The organism is Streptomyces sp. NPDC007164 (assembly GCF_040634135.1).
GTDB lineage: Bacteria > Actinomycetota > Actinomycetes > Streptomycetales > Streptomycetaceae > Streptomyces > Streptomyces sanglieri.
This window is the reverse complement of record NZ_JBEYFB010000068.1, coordinates 12,813-30,697: the sequence shown is the minus strand read 5'-3', so window position 1 is coordinate 30,697 and position 17,885 is coordinate 12,813. Positions and strand designations below refer to the sequence as shown.

At 68.9% G+C, this 17,885-nt stretch carries 18 protein-coding genes and 1 pseudogene; 7 read left to right on the top strand and 12 right to left on the bottom strand.

The features are described 5' to 3' along the window. The 9 genes from ABZ622_RS38360 to ABZ622_RS38320 form a co-directional block, all read right to left on the bottom strand. The coding region (locus ABZ622_RS38360; RefSeq protein ID WP_360551421.1) for a hypothetical protein at positions 1–239 on the bottom strand (239 nt) is incomplete at its 3' end. Further along, on the bottom strand, positions 193–1,644 hold the full coding sequence (locus ABZ622_RS38355) for an NlpC/P60 family protein (protein ID WP_360551419.1): 1,452 nt from the start codon (positions 1,642–1,644) through the stop codon (positions 193–195). The genes ABZ622_RS38360 and ABZ622_RS38355, both read right to left, overlap by 47 nt. 1,129 nt (positions 1,645–2,773) lie before the next feature. Next, on the bottom strand, positions 2,774–4,240 hold the full coding sequence (locus tag ABZ622_RS38350; protein WP_360551417.1) for a hypothetical protein: 1,467 nt from the start codon (positions 4,238–4,240) through the stop codon (positions 2,774–2,776). Then, on the bottom strand, positions 4,237–5,523 hold the full coding sequence (locus ABZ622_RS38345; protein WP_360551415.1) for an ATP-binding protein: 1,287 nt from the start codon (positions 5,521–5,523) through the stop codon (positions 4,237–4,239). The genes ABZ622_RS38350 and ABZ622_RS38345 overlap by 4 nt, the downstream gene beginning before the upstream one ends. A gap of 1,956 nt (positions 5,524–7,479) precedes the next feature. After that, positions 7,480–7,632 (bottom strand): hypothetical protein, encoded by a 153-nt coding sequence (locus tag ABZ622_RS38340; RefSeq protein ID WP_360551413.1) that lies wholly within the window; start codon positions 7,630–7,632, stop codon positions 7,480–7,482. Continuing rightward, a complete protein-coding gene (locus ABZ622_RS38335; RefSeq protein WP_360551411.1) occupies positions 7,629–7,958 on the bottom strand; it encodes a hypothetical protein in 330 nt (109 codons plus the stop codon). The genes ABZ622_RS38340 and ABZ622_RS38335 overlap by 4 nt, the downstream gene beginning before the upstream one ends. Further along, positions 7,958–8,977 (bottom strand): conjugal transfer protein, encoded by a 1,020-nt coding sequence (locus ABZ622_RS38330; protein ID WP_360551409.1) that lies wholly within the window; start codon positions 8,975–8,977, stop codon positions 7,958–7,960. The genes ABZ622_RS38335 and ABZ622_RS38330 overlap by 1 nt, the downstream gene beginning before the upstream one ends. Beyond that, on the bottom strand, positions 8,974–9,222 hold the full coding sequence (locus ABZ622_RS38325) for a hypothetical protein (RefSeq protein WP_360551407.1): 249 nt from the start codon (positions 9,220–9,222) through the stop codon (positions 8,974–8,976). Before ABZ622_RS38325 ends, ABZ622_RS38330 begins: the two co-directional genes overlap by 4 nt. Before the next feature lie 116 nt (positions 9,223–9,338). Next, entirely contained in the window at positions 9,339–9,806 is a 468-nt protein-coding gene (locus tag ABZ622_RS38320) for a hypothetical protein (RefSeq protein WP_360551405.1), read from the bottom strand. A gap of 592 nt (positions 9,807–10,398) precedes the next feature. On the opposite strand from ABZ622_RS38320, the gene ABZ622_RS38315 reads away from it, so the two are divergent. Further along, entirely contained in the window at positions 10,399–11,601 is a 1,203-nt protein-coding gene (locus ABZ622_RS38315; protein ID WP_360551403.1) for a helix-turn-helix transcriptional regulator, read from the top strand. Between the two features lie 98 nt (positions 11,602–11,699). Next, on the top strand, positions 11,700–11,930 hold the full coding sequence (locus tag ABZ622_RS38310; protein WP_360551401.1) for a hypothetical protein: 231 nt from the start codon (positions 11,700–11,702) through the stop codon (positions 11,928–11,930). A gap of 1,256 nt (positions 11,931–13,186) precedes the next feature. Here the strand turns inward: ABZ622_RS38310 and ABZ622_RS38305 are convergent. Next, positions 13,187–13,672, bottom strand: a complete 486-nt coding sequence (locus tag ABZ622_RS38305; protein ID WP_360551399.1) for a hypothetical protein — start codon at positions 13,670–13,672, stop codon at positions 13,187–13,189. A gap of 319 nt (positions 13,673–13,991) precedes the next feature. Between ABZ622_RS38305 and ABZ622_RS38300 the strand changes: the two are divergent. Both ABZ622_RS38300 and ABZ622_RS38295 read left to right on the top strand, forming a co-directional pair. After that, positions 13,992–14,186, top strand: a pseudogene (locus ABZ622_RS38300) (ISL3 family transposase); the annotation flags it as partial. 376 nt (positions 14,187–14,562) lie between these two features. Beyond that, positions 14,563–14,814: a transposase gene (locus tag ABZ622_RS38295; protein ID WP_360551397.1), complete on the top strand. Its 252-nt coding sequence runs from the start codon at positions 14,563–14,565 to the stop codon at positions 14,812–14,814. Position 14,815: 1 nt separating this feature from the next. Here the strand turns inward: ABZ622_RS38295 and ABZ622_RS38290 are convergent, their stop codons facing one another. Beyond that, a complete protein-coding gene (locus ABZ622_RS38290) occupies positions 14,816–15,322 on the bottom strand; it encodes a GNAT family N-acetyltransferase (RefSeq protein ID WP_360551395.1) in 507 nt (168 codons plus the stop codon). 155 nt (positions 15,323–15,477) lie between these two features. Between ABZ622_RS38290 and ABZ622_RS38285 the strand changes: the two genes are divergently transcribed. The 3 genes from ABZ622_RS38285 (at position 15,478) to ABZ622_RS38275 (ending at position 16,982) form a co-directional block, all read left to right on the top strand. Then, positions 15,478–15,966: a TetR family transcriptional regulator gene (locus tag ABZ622_RS38285; RefSeq protein ID WP_360551423.1), complete on the top strand. Its 489-nt coding sequence runs from the start codon at positions 15,478–15,480 to the stop codon at positions 15,964–15,966. A gap of 24 nt (positions 15,967–15,990) precedes the next feature. Further along, positions 15,991–16,344 (top strand): hypothetical protein, encoded by a 354-nt coding sequence (locus tag ABZ622_RS38280; protein ID WP_360551393.1) that lies wholly within the window; start codon positions 15,991–15,993, stop codon positions 16,342–16,344. Positions 16,345–16,715: 371 nt separating this feature from the next. Beyond that, the gene (locus ABZ622_RS38275) at positions 16,716–16,982 is read left to right on the top strand and encodes a hypothetical protein (protein WP_360551425.1); all 267 of its coding nucleotides are present in this window, start codon (positions 16,716–16,718) and stop codon (positions 16,980–16,982) included. Here the strand turns inward: ABZ622_RS38275 and ABZ622_RS38270 are convergent. Then, positions 16,975–17,514 (bottom strand): GNAT family N-acetyltransferase, encoded by a 540-nt coding sequence (locus tag ABZ622_RS38270; RefSeq protein ID WP_360551391.1) that lies wholly within the window; start codon positions 17,512–17,514, stop codon positions 16,975–16,977. The two genes, ABZ622_RS38275 and ABZ622_RS38270, sit on opposite strands and share 8 nt — an antisense overlap. Positions 17,515–17,885 lie beyond the last annotated feature (371 nt).

The following is a 17,885-nucleotide window of genomic DNA, read 5'->3' as shown; positions in this document are numbered from 1 at the left end:
ATCCTTTTCCTACCGCACTCCAGCAGCGCCCGTATCACCGCAAGGTAAGGCAGCGGGTCGTCGGCGCCGTACGGGGCCTTCACCGCCCGGTGCAACGTGATGGCGCCCTGCCCCTCGTGCGCCGAGACATCCGCCCCGTCGGCGATCAGTGAACGAACCAGTGCGGCACCCTCGGCGGGGTCACCGCCACGATCAGGCGCGACAGCAGCAAAAAGGGATTCGCTCATGACATCGCTCATGGTGAGGACTCCTGGACGGTGCAGTGACAACGGACCCCGGCAGGCCGGAAGCCGGACCTGACAGAACGTAGTACATGTGACCAGGCCGTTTGGTCATGAGCAGGGAGGTTCCCGTGGCCGATTGCGTAGTTTTACTGACACCGGCGCCGGTCGAGACGCGCAGGGGAGGGACGGCGCCATGCTCGGATGGGCCCGGCACCGCAGGACCCGCCACACCACGAAGGAGAAGGAAGCCGTGCAGCTCGACGAAGAAGGCCGGGCCAGACCGATCCCGGAGACCCTCGAACAGTTTCCCGGCCGCGAGTGGCCGACGGAGATGATGCACGCGCCAGGCGCCGATCGACTCCGTGAGCTTGATCGGTGGAAACCGTGAATTCGCCGCTGCGTCGCCAGGACCACGTGTGGCTTCGTTGACGACGTGTCCCCAGTTCCCGTCGTTGTTGATGACGATGAGGTCGCCGGGCCGGATCTGAGAGCGGGGGACTCGTGTGCCGGAGTGCCGCATCTGCTGGGAGGTGCGGGGAAGCGTGACCCCGGCGCCCTGGTAGAAGGCGTAGAGCATCAGACCTGAGCAGTCGTAACCGCCCTTGGTCGTGCCCGTGGTGCTGCCGCCGCCCCACACATAGGGGGTGCCGCGCTGCGCCATCGCAGCGTTGACGACGGCGCCGGCCCGCCCGGTCGCCGTGCTGCCTGTGCTGTCTCCGGTGGCGGGAAGGCGGTCATACTCGTTGATGCGCCCGGTGACGTCGTCCACGTAGGTGTTGGAGTGGTTGTAGCGGTAGACCGCTTTGCGCAGTTGATCGGTCCGTGACAGGTCGGTGGTCCCGGTGCCGCACAGGTACACGGCCGTCCCGAGGGCTGCGTCGAACGCGTTGTGCGGGTCCTTCACGCCGTCACCGTTCCCGTCCTGGCCGCTGGGGCCGTTCCAGGTGGAAGGCAGGAACTGCATGGGGCCCACGGCCCGGTCGTAGGCGGTGTCGCCGTCGAGCCGGCCGTGATCGGTGTCGGAGAAGGTGCTGGTGTTCCCTCCGGCCTCGGAGCCGTTGAGCCGGACACCGAGGATCCGCGGGCTGATGTCGCCGCTGGCCGTGACGCTGTGCCCGGCGGCGTGGTTGGACTCGATCTTGCCGATTCCGGCGATGACGGACCACCGCATGCCCGTGCACTTCGGGCGCACGGTCGGGATTTTGGCGACGGCGCGGGTGTAGGCGGACAGCATCACCGGACTGATGCCGGCCGCCCCCGGCGCCACCCCGGGGGCGGCCGGCGGGGCTGTGGTCTCTTTCTCGTGTCCGGCCGCCCCGTTCGCGACGGCGGCGATGAACAGCACCAGGACACCGACGACGCCCACGGCTGCGGCCAGCACGGGGGAGGCGATCAGTACCGTCTTCCGCAGGCCGCTCACGGGCGACCGCCGGGGCGGGGCGCGGTCCGCGCACGGCGTGCAGGGGCGAGGGGCGCGGGCGCCGGTGCTGCTGGGGCATTGTTCCCGGTGTTCCTCTGCTGGCGCATGCGGTGCAGGCGCTGCTGGAGCATGGCCTGTGCCGCGCTGGAGGGCGGTTGGGCGACGCGCGGCGGAGCAAGGCGCCGCCGGACCGCCGGCGCAGGGGCAGGCTGAGATGCAGGGGCAGGGGGCGGGCCGGCCGGGCGGGGTGCCGGGGCCCGGCGAGGGCCGGGCGCGGTGGGCCTGGGCGGCGGGGTGTAGGGGCCGAGTCCGGGGCGGCCCCGGACGATTCGACCGAGGGAGCGCACGTTGTGCCGGTACTCCCCGGCGAACTGCTGGGCGGGCTGGACATAGCTCCGATTCAAACTCTCCGCGCGCTGTTGAAGGTTCTGGACCGCGCTGCTGATCCGGCCGGCGGCCTGGCCGGGCAGGGCCGTTGCGGCGGCGCCGACCCTGCGGGCCGCGCGCGGCCCGTACACCGGCAGTCCGACGGTGGCCTTGAGGCCGAACGCCCCGGCCTTCGCGGTGCCCTTGGCGCCTGCTTCGATGGTGCGGCCGGTGAGCTGTGTCAGTCCTGCCACGGCGCGGCCCCCGCCCTGGGCGAGCCGGCCGCCGAGGCGCGTGGCGAGCCGGGTGGTGCCGATGCGTCCGGCTCCGCCGAGTGCGGCACTGGTTCCTCCGGTGGCGACGGCCGCGCCGAGCATGAGTCCGCCGAGCAGCAGGCCCTTGCCGAGCCCGCCGCGCCGCGGAGGACTGGCGGAGGTAGGGGAGGAGGCGCCGCCCAGGGGTGAGTTGCCGAGGCGGTGACGGGCGCGTGCCACTGCTCCGCGGGTGGAGCGGGCGAGTTTCTTGCGGTAGATGAACGCGGCGACGCAGACGCAGTCCAGGAGGACGAACCGGACGGTGAGACCGCCCGGCAGGTCGCTCTCCGGTGTGTTCAGTACGGCGTTGACGACGACGATGAATACGGACAGGGAGGCGATGGAGGCGAGCATCAGGGCGAGGCCGCGGGCGATGGCCGCGGCCCGGTCCCACAGCCAGGCGCGGCCGGAGCCGGGCAGGATCCCGGCGGCGAGGGCCACCTTCGCGATCATCGCCTCGATGGCGATCTGTAGTTGGGCGAAGAGGAATGCAGCGTCCAGGACGATGACGAATGCGCAGGTGAGGAACGCGGCCAGGAGCATGAAGATGGCGCCGCCGACCTTGTCCATCGATGCTTTTTCAGCCTGCCCGCGTTCGGCACGCATGCTTTCTCGAATGCCTTGATGGGGCCGGCCGTGTGGACCTGTTCCAGCATCTGGGCAGAGGAGACGTCGATGGTGGTGTCGACCATCCAGTTCTTGACGTTGTCGGGCAGTCCGATCCCGAACGGCAGGTCCTTGAGGAAGGACTTGCCGTTCTCCATCGTGGAGTCGACGAGCTGGTCGAATACGGCCTGCTGGATCCGAGAGTCGCGGAACCTCTTCCCGCAGCTGCCCTCGAAGGTCCGCCCGTAGGAAAGGAGCATGGCCGGCCGGGCGACGAACGCGTCCACGAGGGCATCGGTGATGGGCCGGGCCAGCGCACTCGGCGACGAACGGACCTGCGCGCCCACGGTCGACCCGGAAGGCTTCTTCTCCCATTCGCTTTCGGCGGTCGGCCGGTTCGAGTCGATGGCCTCTTTGTCCAGGACCAGGGCGGCGGTCTCGACGGCCAGGGCCCGCACGGTGCCCACGACCCAGGTGTCGGTGCTGAGCAGGAGCTGTGGGGGCGAGGCGAGAGCACCGAGTGCGAGCGCGGAGACGACCAGCGCCGCCACCATCTCGCCCCAGCCGCGGACCCGGTTTCCGAACAGCAGATGCCACGCCGCGACGACCATCGTGAAGGTGAGGAACAGCAGCGGCAGCCCCATCTGCACGACGACGCCGCTGTACAGCGACGTCGAGACCTGCAGCGCTGGCTTGAGCATCAGCCCGGCCAAAGAAAAGGCCAGGCTCCAGGTCAGGAGGAAACCGGCGAAGCTGACCACCCACTTGTTCCCCATGAACGCCATCTCGACGAGGAACCCCTCCACGCTCAGGTCCCAGTCGTTCCAGTCCCCGGTGTCGGAGTAGATGCGGTAGGAGCTGACGGGATTCCCGTCCCGGTCGGTCACATTGAACGCGGACAGGACCCCGCCCTGCGAGGCCCGGTCCTTCTTGTACTTCGCCACGCGCTTGTCGAACTCGGTGCGGGCAGCCTTCTCCTTCTTCGCCGCTTCCTTGTTCGCGTCCTGGATCAGCGGGGAGTCGTCCGGCCTGCCCGAGGTACCCGGGTCGGGCACCATCGGGCTCGGGGCGAGCGGGTTGTCCGGGCCGGGCAGCGTCGGGCCCACCGAAGGCGTCGGCGACGGCGTCGGGGCCGCGCTGGCCGTCACGGTCGCCAGCACCAGCGACGTCAGGCACGACAGCGCCAGCAGCGCTAGGCCCACGGCCATGGACCGCCCGGGACGCAGCCACCGCTTGATTCCCTGCAGCACCCGTATGCCCCGGGTGCGTGCCGTCGGTGTTCCCGCCGGTGCGGCGGCCCGCCTGGTCATGCTGCTGCGCTCTGCATGGGCTGGGAGTGGATGTGAGCGACGGCCTGTTCGTCGGCGGGCAGAGTGACCTGCATGGCGCCGATCCGCCCGGTCAGATCGCGGTGCAGGCACTCGCCGGCCCGCGCCGCGCGTTCCTCGTCGCTGAGCTCGGGACTGTTGGGCGACAGCCCGGTCGTGACCAGGGCGAGGAGGTCTTCGTCGTCCGGGTTGCAGCCGAGGAAGCGCAGGGCCCGGCGGGCGAGGTTGGTGTCGGTGTGCCGGAAGACGAACTTGCGGGGGATCAGACCGCGCAGGATCTGCCCGTTCTCGTTGTCGGCCGGGCCGATGTCGTCCTCGTCATGCCCACCGAAGAGGGCACCGGCATTGTGCTTGCGCCCGTCCTTGACCAGTTCCAGCGCCAGGGCCAGGCCCTCCGGACTGGAGGTCAGCCACCAACACTCGTCCCACACCACCAGAGCGAACTCGGACAAGTCCGCGTAGGCGACCTTCCGGGACAGGGCGGCGATCAGGTACATCACCGCGCGCCCGAAGATCTTCTCGAACTCCATCTTGTCCAGCCGGTCCCCACCGCCGCGCAGTTCGCTCTTGGTGGGCAGCGCGAGCGAGGACACCGAGAAGACCAGGGTGTCGGCAGACGAGCCGCGGACCACGGGCAGTGATTCGTCGAAAATGGCACGGGCCAGGTCCTTGCGCCTGACCGCGGACAGGCGGCGGGCAGCCATCGCCGAATGCGTATCACCGGACGCACCGCGGTTGGTGAGCTCCTCGACCAGGACCCGCATCGACGGGTGGGGCTCGGCCAGCACCGCCTCGACCGCCTCGGACAACGCAATGCCCTCATCACTCATCGGAGCCAGCCCCAGCAGCAGCGTCAAGAACGACTCGGTGAAGCGCTGCGCCTCCCGCCCGGTGAACGTGCGCAGCGGATCGAGAGAGACGGCGGCCTGGTCGTCGATGGTGATGCACTCGGTATCACCAGGGCACGCCTGCGCGTAGCGGAGCCATTCCTGGCGCGGGGTCCGGTCCACGATCACGGCCCGGCCGCGCCGCGTACCGCCCCGCACCCGCCGGCCCGTGGCGAGCACGGAGTACAAGGCCGACTTCATCGCGGTCGTCTTGCTCGCACCGAGCTCCCCGAGGAACGCGGCGGTCGCCGAGGTGTTCTCCCGCGGGCCGCGCGTCCAGTCCGTCAGTACCGGCCGGACACCGCCGCCGGCCAGCTGCAGCCCGAACAACGGCCCCGTGGTATCGCCGAGCCCGCTGCCCGTGAACGGGCCGGCCATCGCGAAATCCCGCGCCACCGTACTGCGCGTACTGGGCCATGACCTGCGGGGTGCGGGTACCCGGCAGCATCCCGTGCCAGAGATTCTCCTGCTCGCCGCGCGGCCGGGCGAAGGTGTACTCGTTGCCAGCGAAGTGCCCGGCGAGCTCTCCGGCCCGCCGCTCGGCCTCCTCCGGGGTGCCGCCCCACACGCACAGGGCGGTCATGGCACGGACCTCGACCTCTGTGCCGGAGGCGGTCAGCCGCTCGCGGTACTCGTCCAGGCTCCCCACCGCCTTGTCGACGCTGGCCGGGACACCCGCGGTCTCATCGTCGTACTCGCTGTACTGATTGGCGAGCTCACGCGCCTGACGCCTCGTCTTCGCCTCCGCCTCGGTGCCGGAAGAGACACTCAGGCGCACCACCCAGTCCACCGGGAACGAGAACGCATCCAGCGACGACAGATACTCAGACCCCGGGAACGCGAACGCCTCGGGCATCTCGGAAAGGGCGAGCATCACCTGATACGAGGGCCCCCACTCCGTGGTCACCTCCAGCCACCGCCGCGCGAACGGATTTGCCCGCCCAGCCTTCCGCCGCCCCGCGCGCTTCCCCGCCCGGCCGAGGCCGCCGTCACCCCTGCCCGAGACGTGTTCTTCGTCGAGCAGGTTGCCGCCCTCGGCGAGCACCACCTGACCCAGCGCCGCCGCACCCCGCCCCCGGCCCCGCATCCGAGGACCCGCCCCGTCCGGCAGCACCGGTTCGAGGACACCACGACGGGCACTGTGCCCGTAGATCCACAGAATTTCAGCAGTCGTCGCCGGGCGCAGAGCAATCGCTGAGGGCCACACCGACGCCATCCGCTGAGCCTGGGCCAGGCGCTCGTCCTCCTCACGCGCCGACACCGGCCGCGGCAGCAGCCCCAGCTGCAGGGCAACATCCGCACGCGCCGCCGCGAAGACCTCCCGCGCCGACTCCCCACGCGTCATCGGCAGCGGCACCGCCAGCCAGTCCGTACGCCCCGTCAGCCCCAGCTGCTCCAGCTGCCCCCGCAACACACCGATGGCCTGCCGATAGCGGGGAGAGGCCACCAGGTCGATGCCCTCGGTCATCTTCGCGACCACACCGGCCGGGTCGACAGCCGGACACAGACTCAGCAGCATCGACTCACCCCTGAGCGCCTTGACCAAAGCCTCCAACTGCTTCAGCCGCTGCTCCTTCGCCCGCCGCGACGTATGAGCGGCATCTGCTCCCGCCACCCGGTAGACCGCCCAGACCTGACCGTGCACGGTCCACATCACGTTCCCGGCCACATGCCGCTGCGCTACCGGCGCATCACTCGCACTCGCGCTGAACTGGTTCTCGCGACGCCGGGCAGCGAGCAACGCCGCCGCGACCGGCGCCGGCCGCCGCCCACCCGCCCCACGCGCTGCACCGTTGGCCACCGGTACGTTCTTCGCCGCGGCGCTGCGCCCGGCGGCCATCCCGCGGGAGGCCACAGCCGGCGACCGGACCGGGCGGAGCACACGATCGCCCGGGCTCCCGCTCCCCGCTCGGGACTGCGGTGCTGCCCAGGTGACGCTGCACACCCCGATCAGCGGCCGGTGACCGCCCAGGGCCCTGAGCGGACGCCCGCCCAGCCGCCCCCCGGACGGCCTCGTCATCAGCGAGGCGGAACTTGCGGCCACCGCCAGCGGATTACGACCTTCGACCCGGACGTGACGCACCAGCAGCGACAACCCGTAGGGCCCACCGAGCGCGATCGCGTAGTTGAACAGCCCGAAATGCGCCCACACCCCCCGCGTCAGCACCAGGCCCGCGAGCGAGACGGCCAGAACCACGACCTGCGGCACCGTGTACGGACCACCCCAGATCCGTCCCCGCCCACCGGGCCACTTCCCGATCATCAAAGGGTGACGGCGCGCCCGGGTGTAGCACCGGCCGATCAGCATCTCCGGGGACGATTCCGCAGCGCCGCTCATCGCAGCTCACCGAACATCTGCCACAACGCCGCCGCGCTGATGAACACTGCTCCCGAAGCGGCCAGCAGGGAACGGATCCTGGCCCACACGTACGACACGGCGAACCGAACGAACAGCACCGCCACACACCCGGCCAGAAATCCGTTCATCGCCGGTCACCGGTCACCGGCTCGATGACCCGGACCACCGAGTAACCGGCACCCGCGCTCTTGGCGGTGCCGTTGTCCGGCGCGATGTCCTCGCCCACGCTGTCGCGGAACACCGCCGCGTTCATCACCGCGAACCACAGTGTGACTCCGCCGACGAGTGCCATGCCAGCGGACACCACCGACTTCGTCTTGACCCAGGCAGCCACCACTGCCGTGACCACCATGAGCGACATCACCGAGCCGACCAGCAGGTCGTTGATCTTCTGGCTGAGCTGGTTGACGTCGTCGATCGCCCCGGCCAGCACCGTTACATCCACTACGTCCATCACTGGGTGCTCTCCTTCGTCTTGGCCCCAGCCGGCTCGTTGCTCAGCACGGGGGCGCCTTCCACGGATGCGATCTCCCAGCGCCCGTCCCGCGCGGTGATCGTGATTGCGTACGTCAGAGGCCGCTTCTGACCGCCGGTATCGGACGCGGTGATGTCGACGAGGAGTTGCCTGCGCGCACCGTCCGACTGCGGAAGGGCGCTGCCCGGGTCGTTCGTGCCGACCTCGGCGAGCCGGTCCACCTCGACCTGCGTGTACGGCGCGGGCGACACCGCAGCCAGGGCCGTACTGGGGGACAGGTAGCGGTCGAGCTCACCACTGCCGGCGAGATAGGCGGCGAAGAATCCCGCGAGCGTCTGCCCAGCCGGATCGGAGCTGCGGACCGGAACCGACTGCCCGTACGCCAGCACCGGAGCCTCACCCGACAGCGGTGCGCTCACTTCGGCCGGCAGAGCCGCAGCCGCCAGAGCGCCCCCTGTACCGGTTCTGACCGGGACCTGGAAGTACCGCAGCACCGGCCCGGATCCGGTCCCGACCTCGTCCGGCTTCTTCTTCCCGTCCGGAGCACCGGCCGGGGCCACCCGGCCAGCCACGGTCACCGACCAGTAGCCGGAGGACACGAGCCGCACCCGCACCGCCGCGACTTCTTGCGCCCGCTGCACACCCGGATCCGCCGTCAGACTCACGTCGCGGGCATTGGGCAGGAACGGCGCCAGGGCCTCCTCCGTGCCCTCCCCGGCCGCGAGATACGCGCTCACGAACAGCTCCGCGAACCCGCCCGGCCCGGCTGCCGACTGCCCGGCCGCGGGCTGCTCCTGCCGGACCGGGGCTGCAGCCGGTGCGGCCGCGGGCCGGGACACCAGCGCCCACCCCGCCAGCACCGGCCCGGCCACCAGCAAGGCCCAGGCCGTACGGCGGAGCACCGTCACCGTGTTCGCCGCAGCGCCCAGGGAGCCCAGCGACCAACCGCCCGCCTCGGCCGGCAGCACGTCCTCCGCGTGGTCCTTGCGGCGCTTCACGGCTGCTCCTGCCACATCCGGGCAGCCATCGTGTCGCGCGCAGCCTTCGGCAACGCCGCCCAGCGGGCGAACGCCGCCTGCACTGGTCCCGCGTCCTCATCGAGATAAGCGCGCATGGACGCCGCCGTCCGGTCCGCGAACGGCGCCATCTCCAGCTGCACCACCAGATCGCGCAGCCGCTGACGTGCCTGCATCAGCAGCTCGAAGTCCGTACCGCCCTCTGTCGCGGGCATCGGATCCGCCATGTTCTGCTCACTCCTTCCAAGCCCGGGTGCGGCAGCCGTTCCGCCACACACCCGGACCAAGGAGCCACCACGCCCCAGACGTGACAGCCAGAGCCGAGAAATCTGAGAGATCGTCATCACGCGGCCTGCGTCCACTGGTCCGCGATCGGCCGTAGCTGCCGTACGGTCCGGCTGCGGCGCTGCCGCCACGTCACCGCGGACACGCCGGCCCGCTCCGCGCTCTCCCGCGCCCCGGCCCGGGACTCGTCCGCGATCACCCGGGCCCGCACCACGTCGAGCCGGCCGGCGGCCACGGCCCATACCAGCAGCTCGACCAGCTCGCCCCGCGCACCGTCCGGGACCTCCCCGGCCGCGATGAGCCCGGCCTCGGCGGCTTGCCGCCGAAGGACCGTCCGCCAGAGGGCCTCTGTCGGATCGTCCGCCGTCGGCTCGCCGGGTACGGTCGCGGTTTCGAGGGCCGGGTGCCACGGCAGCGCGTCCGTCTCCGTGTCCGCCTGCAGCTCACGGCTCGCCAGATGCAGCGTCTCCAGGAGAAGGTTCGCCGCGACCGCGCCGTTCCGGCCGAGCGGATACCGCCGCACCACCTGATACAGGCACGCGACGACGACCTGCCCGTCCCGTCGAAATCCCGGCCGGCCCGCAGCAGCCGCTGCGTCATCCGCACCGCACCCGGCAGCATCGCCTGCACCACCACCCGCGCTGCCAACTGTGCCTCGACGCCCTCGCCGGACGCACGCTCCAGGAGCACCCGCATCCACCGGTCACTGTGCACACGCCCCTGCGCCCGGTCCTGGCGCTCCAGTTCGGCCAGCACTTCCTGAAGACCCGCCGTGCACCCGCTGCTGAGGACGACCCCGCCCTCCCGCAGCCAGCCGAGCACCATTTCGGCGCGCCCGGCCTCGGCGCAGACCAGCGCCCATTCGGCGTCCAGCGACTCAAAGACCCGTGTTCCAGTCACGACAACTCCCGTTCAGGTGATGTCGTGAACTCTCTTCAGCACCCCTGACCCGATTGCTGACCCAAATCACCAAATGCGCAGGTCAGAAGGTTGCCCAAATGCCGACCCAGGCGGACAGTGCGCTGACCCCGCAGACACACCCCACCGTCGGCCGTACGCTGGCGGAACCGGCATCAGCCAGACGGAGGGGCACCATGGACATCCCCGCAGAGCTCAGCATGGGCGAGAAGATCAAAGTCCTCAGAGAGTCACGCGGCATGTCCCGCCCGGTCCTCGCCGGGCTGTGCAACCGGGGACCTGACTGGCTGAAGAAGATCGAGACTGGCGAAAGGGAACTCCGCTCCCACACCCTGCTGCTCGCCCTCGCCGCCGCGCTTCAGGTCGGAGACCTGTCCGCCATCACCGGCACCAATACCAGCACACCGGTTCCGCTCGGCCGTCTCACTCACCCTGGCATGCCGGACATCTGGGCTGCGGTCATGACCCGCAGCCTTACAGTCTCGGCGGCCAAGCCGGTCGACCCGGCTGTACTTCAGGGGCGCACAGACCAGACGTGGCGGGTATGGCATGCCTCGGGCAGGAACCGCACTGAGGTCGGAGCGCTGCTCCCCGCACTGATCCGCGATGGCGAGGCCGCGGCCCGTACCCTCGACGGGGCCCAACGCCGCGCCGCACTCGTCGCCCTGTCCGACATCTACCGCCTCACCGGGCAGGCCACCGCCTACGTTGCCCCGGCCGAACTGGCGTGGGTGGTCGCCGACCGGGCGCTGTCGGCTGCGCAGGACGCGGACCAGCCCGCTGCCATAGCAGCGAGCGCCTGGAACATGGGCAACATCCTGCGCGAGACGAGCTATCCGGAGGAGGCGCTCCGCGTCGTCCAAGAAGCTGCCGACCTGATTCGCCCCCACCTCGACGAGGCGCCGGACGACTGGCGAGGCATTTACGGAGCGCTTCAGCTCCACGCCGCAGTGACGGCCGCGCGCGAAGGTAAGGAGGGCGACGCCTGGCGGTACTGGGGGAAGGGCGACCAGGTCGCGAAGTCTCTGCCTCCCTCGTACGTGCACCCATCCACGGTCTTCGGCCGAGCCAACGTCGACTTTCACGCGGTCTCTGTCGCCACGGACCTGCGTAAGTCTCAGAAGGCCATCGGCCTGGCCGACGACATCGACCCCGACACCATGCCATCGATAGAGCGTCAGGCTCGTCTCTGGGTCGAGGTCGCCCGCGGCCACCTCCAGAGGGGCGACACGACAGCCGCGCTACACGTCATGCAGATGGCGCACCGGATCGGCGCCGAGACCGTCGCCTACACACCATCCGCGCGCACCGTCGCCGCCGACTTGTGGCGCACGGCGCCGCGCGCACTGCGGGCTGAGGCCGGACGTCTCGCCGAGGCGGTCGGCATCGCGGCAGCAGGGTAGGGGACAGTCTGGGACAAGGGGACAGTCTGTCCCCCTCCACTCGCCCTGAACCCCTTACGGTGACAACCCGTCAATCGGCCGACCGTAGGGGTTCTCCTATGTCCGTCACCTTGTGGCACGCCTCTCCACAGCGTGCCGCCTCGCCAAGCAGTGACCCGGCCACGGGCGAGGTCCGTGTCCCCGTATCGCTGTACAACATCGACGAGCTCCAGGCCGAAGTGCCACTGGTCCGCTCGCGCGTTGAGGCTGAGGCCCTGCGGTCCAAGCTCGCCGACCTCCTCGCCCGGCCGGCAGAGGCGGCCCTGTACTCAGTGGCGGCATTCGTATGACCACTCCTGCAAAGGCCCTGCCACCTGTGCCGTCGCTGTCCGGCGCCCAACAGCGTGGCAGCCACTGCGTCTGGTGTTCTGTCGCACTGGCCAACGGAGCAGCGCACGACCTCGGGGCCCGGCCAATTAACGCCCACGGAACGTCGGCTCTGTGGTTTCCGCGCTGCTGTTACACCTGCTGGAGAGGCCAACAATGATCACCCTGACGAAGAAACTGCCCGCGCCAGATGCTGCGTACCGGAAGCTGCTCCGCCACACCTTGAACTGCGTGGCCTGCCGAGCGGGGGCAGCCTGCCTCACGGTGGTACAGCTCGGCCGCGCCTGGCGGGCAGCCCGCGGTCCAATGCAAGGGACACGCCCGTGATCTGTGCTGACTGCGATCGCGCCATCACGCGCGAGTACATCGTCGCGTCGTACGGCGACTCCATGCCAGGGGTCGGCCCGATGCTTACGCGCACCCGCCGCGCTCCTCGGAGTGCCGGCCGCGAGATCGGTCGCGGGCTGCGTTCCGGCGTGAACTCGATGCGCCGAAACCCGGTACGAAGCGGCGCTCCTGATCTCCCGCGTACCCGCCGACATCATCACCGAGACTTGCGCACGCACCTACGCGCTCAGTGAGTAGACGGTCTGCACACCCTGGCGCAAGACCGACTTGAGCAACGCGCCACGCTCCTGGTCCTCCAGGACCACCCCAAGGTCCGGGCACTGTACGAATCGTGGGGCTGGCAGACACTGGGCGACCACGGAACCGTCGTCGCCGCCGTTCCGACTGTGAAGCCCTAGCGGGCCTACAAGTTGCTCAACAGATTGCGTAACAGGTTGCCTAACAGATTGCGCAACGGGTTGCCCAGCAGGTTGCCAAGGGTGGATTCGCTTGACTGCTGTTCCCGCAGGTCAGCGGCGTGGGTCAGCGTGATGCAGCCGCCGACACCTCCTCTCCCCGAAGGGGAAGAGCACCCTTCCTCTTCCGCCCGGGCGCCGACCCACTGTGCGGCGGTGCCCGCTCCCGGCCCTTCGTCGGGGTTGCCGCTGGCACCAGGATCCCAACTTCAGCGAACTTCGGCGTGGACAGGAGACATCCATTTCCGACCACGCGGGCACGCCGTCCTTCTGCCCGCGAGACACAACGGCCCCGTTGGACAGATTGTCGACACCGGTCAAGGTCACCGGGACGCCCCACGCTTCCGGATGACATCGCAGATCTGTGATGGTCCGCGCGAAATCCATGCAGAGCTACTGCATGGATCGGCCAAGGTCTACGCGGCCGCAGTTTGTTCTGGAGGAGCAGAGCGAACCGGTTCACCTAGTGCTACCGGGCAGGCACGAGAGCGGCGCCGCACCCGAGGGGGTGCGCCGCCGTGTCGGTGAAGCCAGCGGACTCGCTTGATTCGAGCCGTCCTGGTGATGGGGGTGATGTTGCCCTTGGCCTTCGCTTCGGCATTGCGGGCCTTCTCGTCCAGGTGGAGCTGGAAGCGGAGCTCGTACTCGTCCTCGAAGTCGCCGACATCCAGCCGCATGTCCTCGGGCAGGGCCTTGACGGCGCGCTGCTGTTGACGCGGATTCTCGAACGCGGCGATCACCGGGTGGAGCTGGAAGCGCCCGCGGCGAACCACGGCGACGACCCGCGCGGCGACCAGGTGAGGCATCGCGCGGCTGATCATGTCGCGTTCCATGGCAAGGCCGTGGGCGAGCTCGCCGTGCGTAGCGACGACGAGGCCGCCCTGCTCCTGTTCGGTCATCATGTGCAGCAACAGTGCGTAGGCAGTGGGAGGAAGCCGCGGCATGTACGCAGACCGTTGAAGCTGCCCCTCAGCGGGTTGCGGCGCACTGCTGTACCAGCAGCTGCTCCCATCCGAACCGCTGCGCGTTCACCCAGCGTCCGAGGTCTTCGCCCTGGACGACGACGTCGCCCGCAGCCTCGGGGGAGTGTGCCGCTGGCCTGGCTCTGGTCCACTTCTTGTGGATACATACGCAGGGTGACTGTTGATCTCCATGTGATGCCAGTTGAGGTCGCCCGAAAATCGCCCGGCTGGAAACCGGTGTGGTCGACAGTCCTTCGCCGTGAACGAAGTGCTGCCGCAGCTGGACGAATTGCTGTTCTCCTCGGTCGCTGGTGTGTCCGTGGAGTCGGTCGAGGTGGCCGACACAGTCGTCCGGATCGAGGCCCGTACAACTTCCCGTCGGGCGGCCTGCCCGATATGCGGATGCTGGTCAGGACGAATACATGGCTCCTACCTGCGCTTTCCCCGTGACCTACCGGCGGTCGGCAGGTTCGTCGTGGTGTCGTTGCGGGTGCGTCGGTTCGTCTGCATGGAGGACTCCTGTCCGCGCAAGTCCTTCGCCGAGCAGGTGTCCGGCCTGACCCGCCGGTTCGGCCGGAGGACCGAGCGGCTGCGGTCGGCTCTGGTCTCGGTCGGTCTCGCGCTCGCGGGCCGGGCCGGCGCCCGGATGGCGATCACCTTCGGGGCCCCGGTCAGTCGGAATACCCTGCTGAGGCTAGTCACCTCGCTGCCGGACCCGCCTGCAGCCGTGCCTCGCGCGGTCGGCGTGGACGAATATGCCCAGCGCAGGGGTCGGGTCTACGGAACTGTGCTCGTCGACGTTGAGACACGTCGTGCGCTCTTTCGCTCACATGGTCACCCACCTGCAAGGGGACCATCTCAAGCAGTGGATCGAATCGGCCAGAGCCACAACCGACCTGACCAGTCTCAGCCGGTTCGCCCAACACCTCGAACGCGACCTCGACGCCGTCACCGCCGGCCTCACACAGCCCTGGAGCTCGGGGGTCGTCGAAGGGCACGTCAACCGCATCAAGATGCTCAAGCGTCAGATGTTCGGCCGCGCTGGCTTCGCCCTGTTGAGGAAGAGAGTCCTGCTGTCGTGACTCATGTGGCGGGCAACTTGGCCGGACGGTCCACGGCATACACCGTGACTGGACGGCCTTGCAGATGGTCCTCTCGACGCGGCGCGAACCCGAGGCGCTCAGCCACCCTCACTGACGCCTCGTTGCCCGGCCGCATGAGAGCCGTAAAGTATTCGTCGTCAAGCGTGGCAAATCCCCAGTCCAGACACGCTTGGGCGGCCTCGGTCGCATACCCGTGCCCCCAGTGATCTGCTCGGAGGGTCCACCCCAGTTCCACCTCGTCGAATTGCTCCCAGTACTGCAGACCGCTTCGACCGATGAACTCCCCGCTCGACTTCAGCTCGATCGCGCACAGACCATGGCCTCGCTCAGCCCACTGCCGCTGGATCACAGTTAGGCGTTCCAGCGCTTGTTGATGCGAGAAGGACCCGACGAAGCGGTTGACCTTCGGATCGATGTGGAGCTCGACGAAAACGTCTACGTCAGACACATGCAGAGGTCGCAGGAGCAGCCGCTCAGTCTCGATCATACGTCCGAGCATAAATCTCGCCGTCAACCAAGCCCCGGTAGTCCGCGCAACGTCACCCAGCGTTGTGTACATCACAAGAAGTGGACCAGAGCCACGACCCGTGAACATAGCCAGGTGCGCGATCCGGAGGGCCGCCCCGCGAACGGTCCAAGTGCATCGGCCGCGGGGCGGGGAAACCTTCCGTCGACGACCTGGTGTCACACCTCGGTGTGCACCGCAACAGCCTGTACAAGACGTTCGGCAGCAAACGCGGGCTATACCTGGCCGCGCTGAAGTGGTCCCTGGAGCATGAGGTGGCCGGCCTGGTGGAGCGTGTCACGGCAGCGGGCGGCCACACGGAAAAGACGCACGACGTCCTCGCGGACGCGGTCACCGGAACAGAACTCGACCTGGTCCTGCTGGCCGCGGTCGAGCGGGCACCGGTGGACGCCGAGGTGGCCCAAGTGGTGGGCGAGGCATTCGCCGCGCTGGACAGGGCAGTCGGCGGCGTGGGCCACACGGGCGAGAACGGTGACGCCCGCGCCGCTCACGCAGTGGCCACCCCACTGCTCATCGGGCTGCGCACACAGGTCAGGTCCGGCACGGCCGACGCGAAAATCACCCGAGCCGGCGTTGCCCTGGCGCAGCGCCTCGGCCGGCCCTGACACTCTCACAGCAAAGGAAACACCATGGCACAAGTCAGCATCGACGACGGCAACCTGATCGTGGAGATCGAGGGACTGGACAAACTCTGGGCGTTCAGGAGCCGTCTGACCATTCCGCTGGCACACGTGCGCGGCGCCACAGCTGACCCTGGGATCGCCAAGGAGCCCAAGGGGCTCCGATCTCCTGGTACCCATGTCCCGGGCATCGTCACCGCCGGCACCTTCCACGTCGACGGCGAACGGGTCTTCTGGGACGTCCGCAACCCGGCCAAGGCAGTGGTCATCCAACTGACCGACGAACGCTACGCCCGCCTCGTGATCCAGGTTTCCGACCCCCGGACGACCGTGGCACTTGTCGAAGACGCCCTGCCCAACTGACAGTGAGGATGTGATGTGGTGATGCTGCTGGTGGGCCTGACTCGCCAACTGACCGACGTTTCGACTGTCCTGTTTGGGAATTGTCGGCCCACCGGGCGTCACCACGTACGCGGCTGGACGGGCGCTTGTGACTTCAGGAGCTTGGTCCAGAAGCCCCGTCACTGTCTTGTCCACCCGCCCGACCGGCGCGTGCCGCCCTCGGAACGGACACGCAAGGACGGACATGACCAGCATGACGCACGACGGCCCGCAGAACACCGGCGGAGTCGACGCCCGTGGCTTGCCCCACCATGCGGCCGTGATCGACCCGGTTGGCCGGCACCTGGCCGACGCCGAGTTCCCCGCCACCATCCGGGGACCTGCTGGACTGGATGCGCTCACACGGAGAGCTCGTCGCGTCCGACCCGATCGACTCCTACGCCGCGCAGGAGATCGCCCGCACGGCGGCCCGCCTGCGCTACTTCGCCGAACTCGATACCAGGTCCTGGGCCATCACGGACGGTCGCCCGGTACGCAGCGAGATCCGCTGGCGACCGCAGGCTCACCCGCACTGGCCCTCACTCCAAGTGGTCAAAGCAGTCCTGACCAGCGGCTCCGGCCAAGGCCCCGCAACCCCACAGCCTCGCACGCTCAGCTAGCGCGAACCCGCCCAATTTGGTTCCGTCTCAGCCGAAACTGAGCCAGGCGCAACCCGGGGACGGGCTCAATGGTGCCGATGCGAGAGAAACCGAGACTTTCATAAAGCGCGACGGCCGGACTGTTATCAGCACCCGTACTTACATGGACGTCGCCACTGGGGGCCAGATCGGCAAGAAGACAGCGGATCAATCGTGTCGCCAGACCGCAGCGGAACCACTCAGGATCCACACAGACGCGGTCAATGTCGACAATGTCCTCTCCGGCCGGGATCTGCCAGGCGACAAACGCAGCGATCCGTCCGCCGTCCGCGATGGCTCCGAGCCAATGCAATGGCTGACCTCGCATCTCATCCATGCTCTCTTGCAAGGCTGGGATCCCATCGAAGCCGATCAGCTCAGCCTCGACCGCATAAGCACGACGCCCAATCCGATGCACACTCGCGGCCGCGACATCGTCTGCCAGCTGCAACTCACACACATCAAAGGCAACTCCACCACGACTACTGAACTCTTTCGATACGGAAGGTGTCATTTACCGATAGTAGGACTTCATCCTCGAACAGAGATGAGTACTCCTTACCCCTCCGCTTCTCCTGCGGATCTCAGGCAGGCACTTACCGGCAGCTCGCTGCGCCCCGCCCCCGCCACACCACCGCCCTGCGCCGCGCATCCTGGACCTGTCCGCCTACCTGCTGTGGCATCGGTTCTGGTCCACCCCGCCCGGCACACCCGCCGCCCGGGTCGAGCTGCGACGGCTCGCTCACCTCACTGATCTTCCTCGCCGCAGGCTCCACCCGCCACGGCCGCGCCCTGGCCGCCCAGGAGCCGCACACCCGGGTTGCGTTCACCGCCCGAGCGGACGACCAGACCTGGACCACCATCACCGGTCTCCAGGGCCTAGGC

What these genes read in the sequence shown, in the direction of transcription:
- ABZ622_RS38350 (WP_360551417.1), bottom strand. Translation starts at nt 4,240, where the DNA reads ATGACCAGGCGGGCCGCCGCACCGGCGGGAACACCGACGGCACGCACC.
- ABZ622_RS38345 (WP_360551415.1), bottom strand. Translation starts at nt 5,523, where the DNA reads ATGGCCGGCCCGTTCACGGGCAGCGGGCTCGGCGATACCACGGGGCCG.
- ABZ622_RS38340 (WP_360551413.1), bottom strand. Translation starts at nt 7,632, where the DNA reads ATGAACGGATTTCTGGCCGGGTGTGTGGCGGTGCTGTTCGTTCGGTTC.
- ABZ622_RS38335 (WP_360551411.1), bottom strand. Translation starts at nt 7,958, where the DNA reads ATGGACGTAGTGGATGTAACGGTGCTGGCCGGGGCGATCGACGACGTC.
- ABZ622_RS38325 (WP_360551407.1), bottom strand. Translation starts at nt 9,222, where the DNA reads ATGGCGGATCCGATGCCCGCGACAGAGGGCGGTACGGACTTCGAGCTG.
- ABZ622_RS38315 (WP_360551403.1), top strand. Translation starts at nt 10,399, where the DNA reads ATGGGCGAGAAGATCAAAGTCCTCAGAGAGTCACGCGGCATGTCCCGC.
- ABZ622_RS38310 (WP_360551401.1), top strand. Translation starts at nt 11,700, where the DNA reads ATGTCCGTCACCTTGTGGCACGCCTCTCCACAGCGTGCCGCCTCGCCA.
- ABZ622_RS38305 (WP_360551399.1), bottom strand. Translation starts at nt 13,672, where the DNA reads ATGATGACCGAACAGGAGCAGGGCGGCCTCGTCGTCGCTACGCACGGC.
- ABZ622_RS38295 (WP_360551397.1), top strand. Translation starts at nt 14,563, where the DNA reads ATGGTCACCCACCTGCAAGGGGACCATCTCAAGCAGTGGATCGAATCG.
- ABZ622_RS38290 (WP_360551395.1), bottom strand. Translation starts at nt 15,322, where the DNA reads ATGATCGAGACTGAGCGGCTGCTCCTGCGACCTCTGCATGTGTCTGAC.
- ABZ622_RS38280 (WP_360551393.1), top strand. Translation starts at nt 15,991, where the DNA reads ATGGCACAAGTCAGCATCGACGACGGCAACCTGATCGTGGAGATCGAG.
- ABZ622_RS38275 (WP_360551425.1), top strand. Translation starts at nt 16,716, where the DNA reads ATGCGCTCACACGGAGAGCTCGTCGCGTCCGACCCGATCGACTCCTAC.
- ABZ622_RS38270 (WP_360551391.1), bottom strand. Translation starts at nt 17,514, where the DNA reads ATGACACCTTCCGTATCGAAAGAGTTCAGTAGTCGTGGTGGAGTTGCC.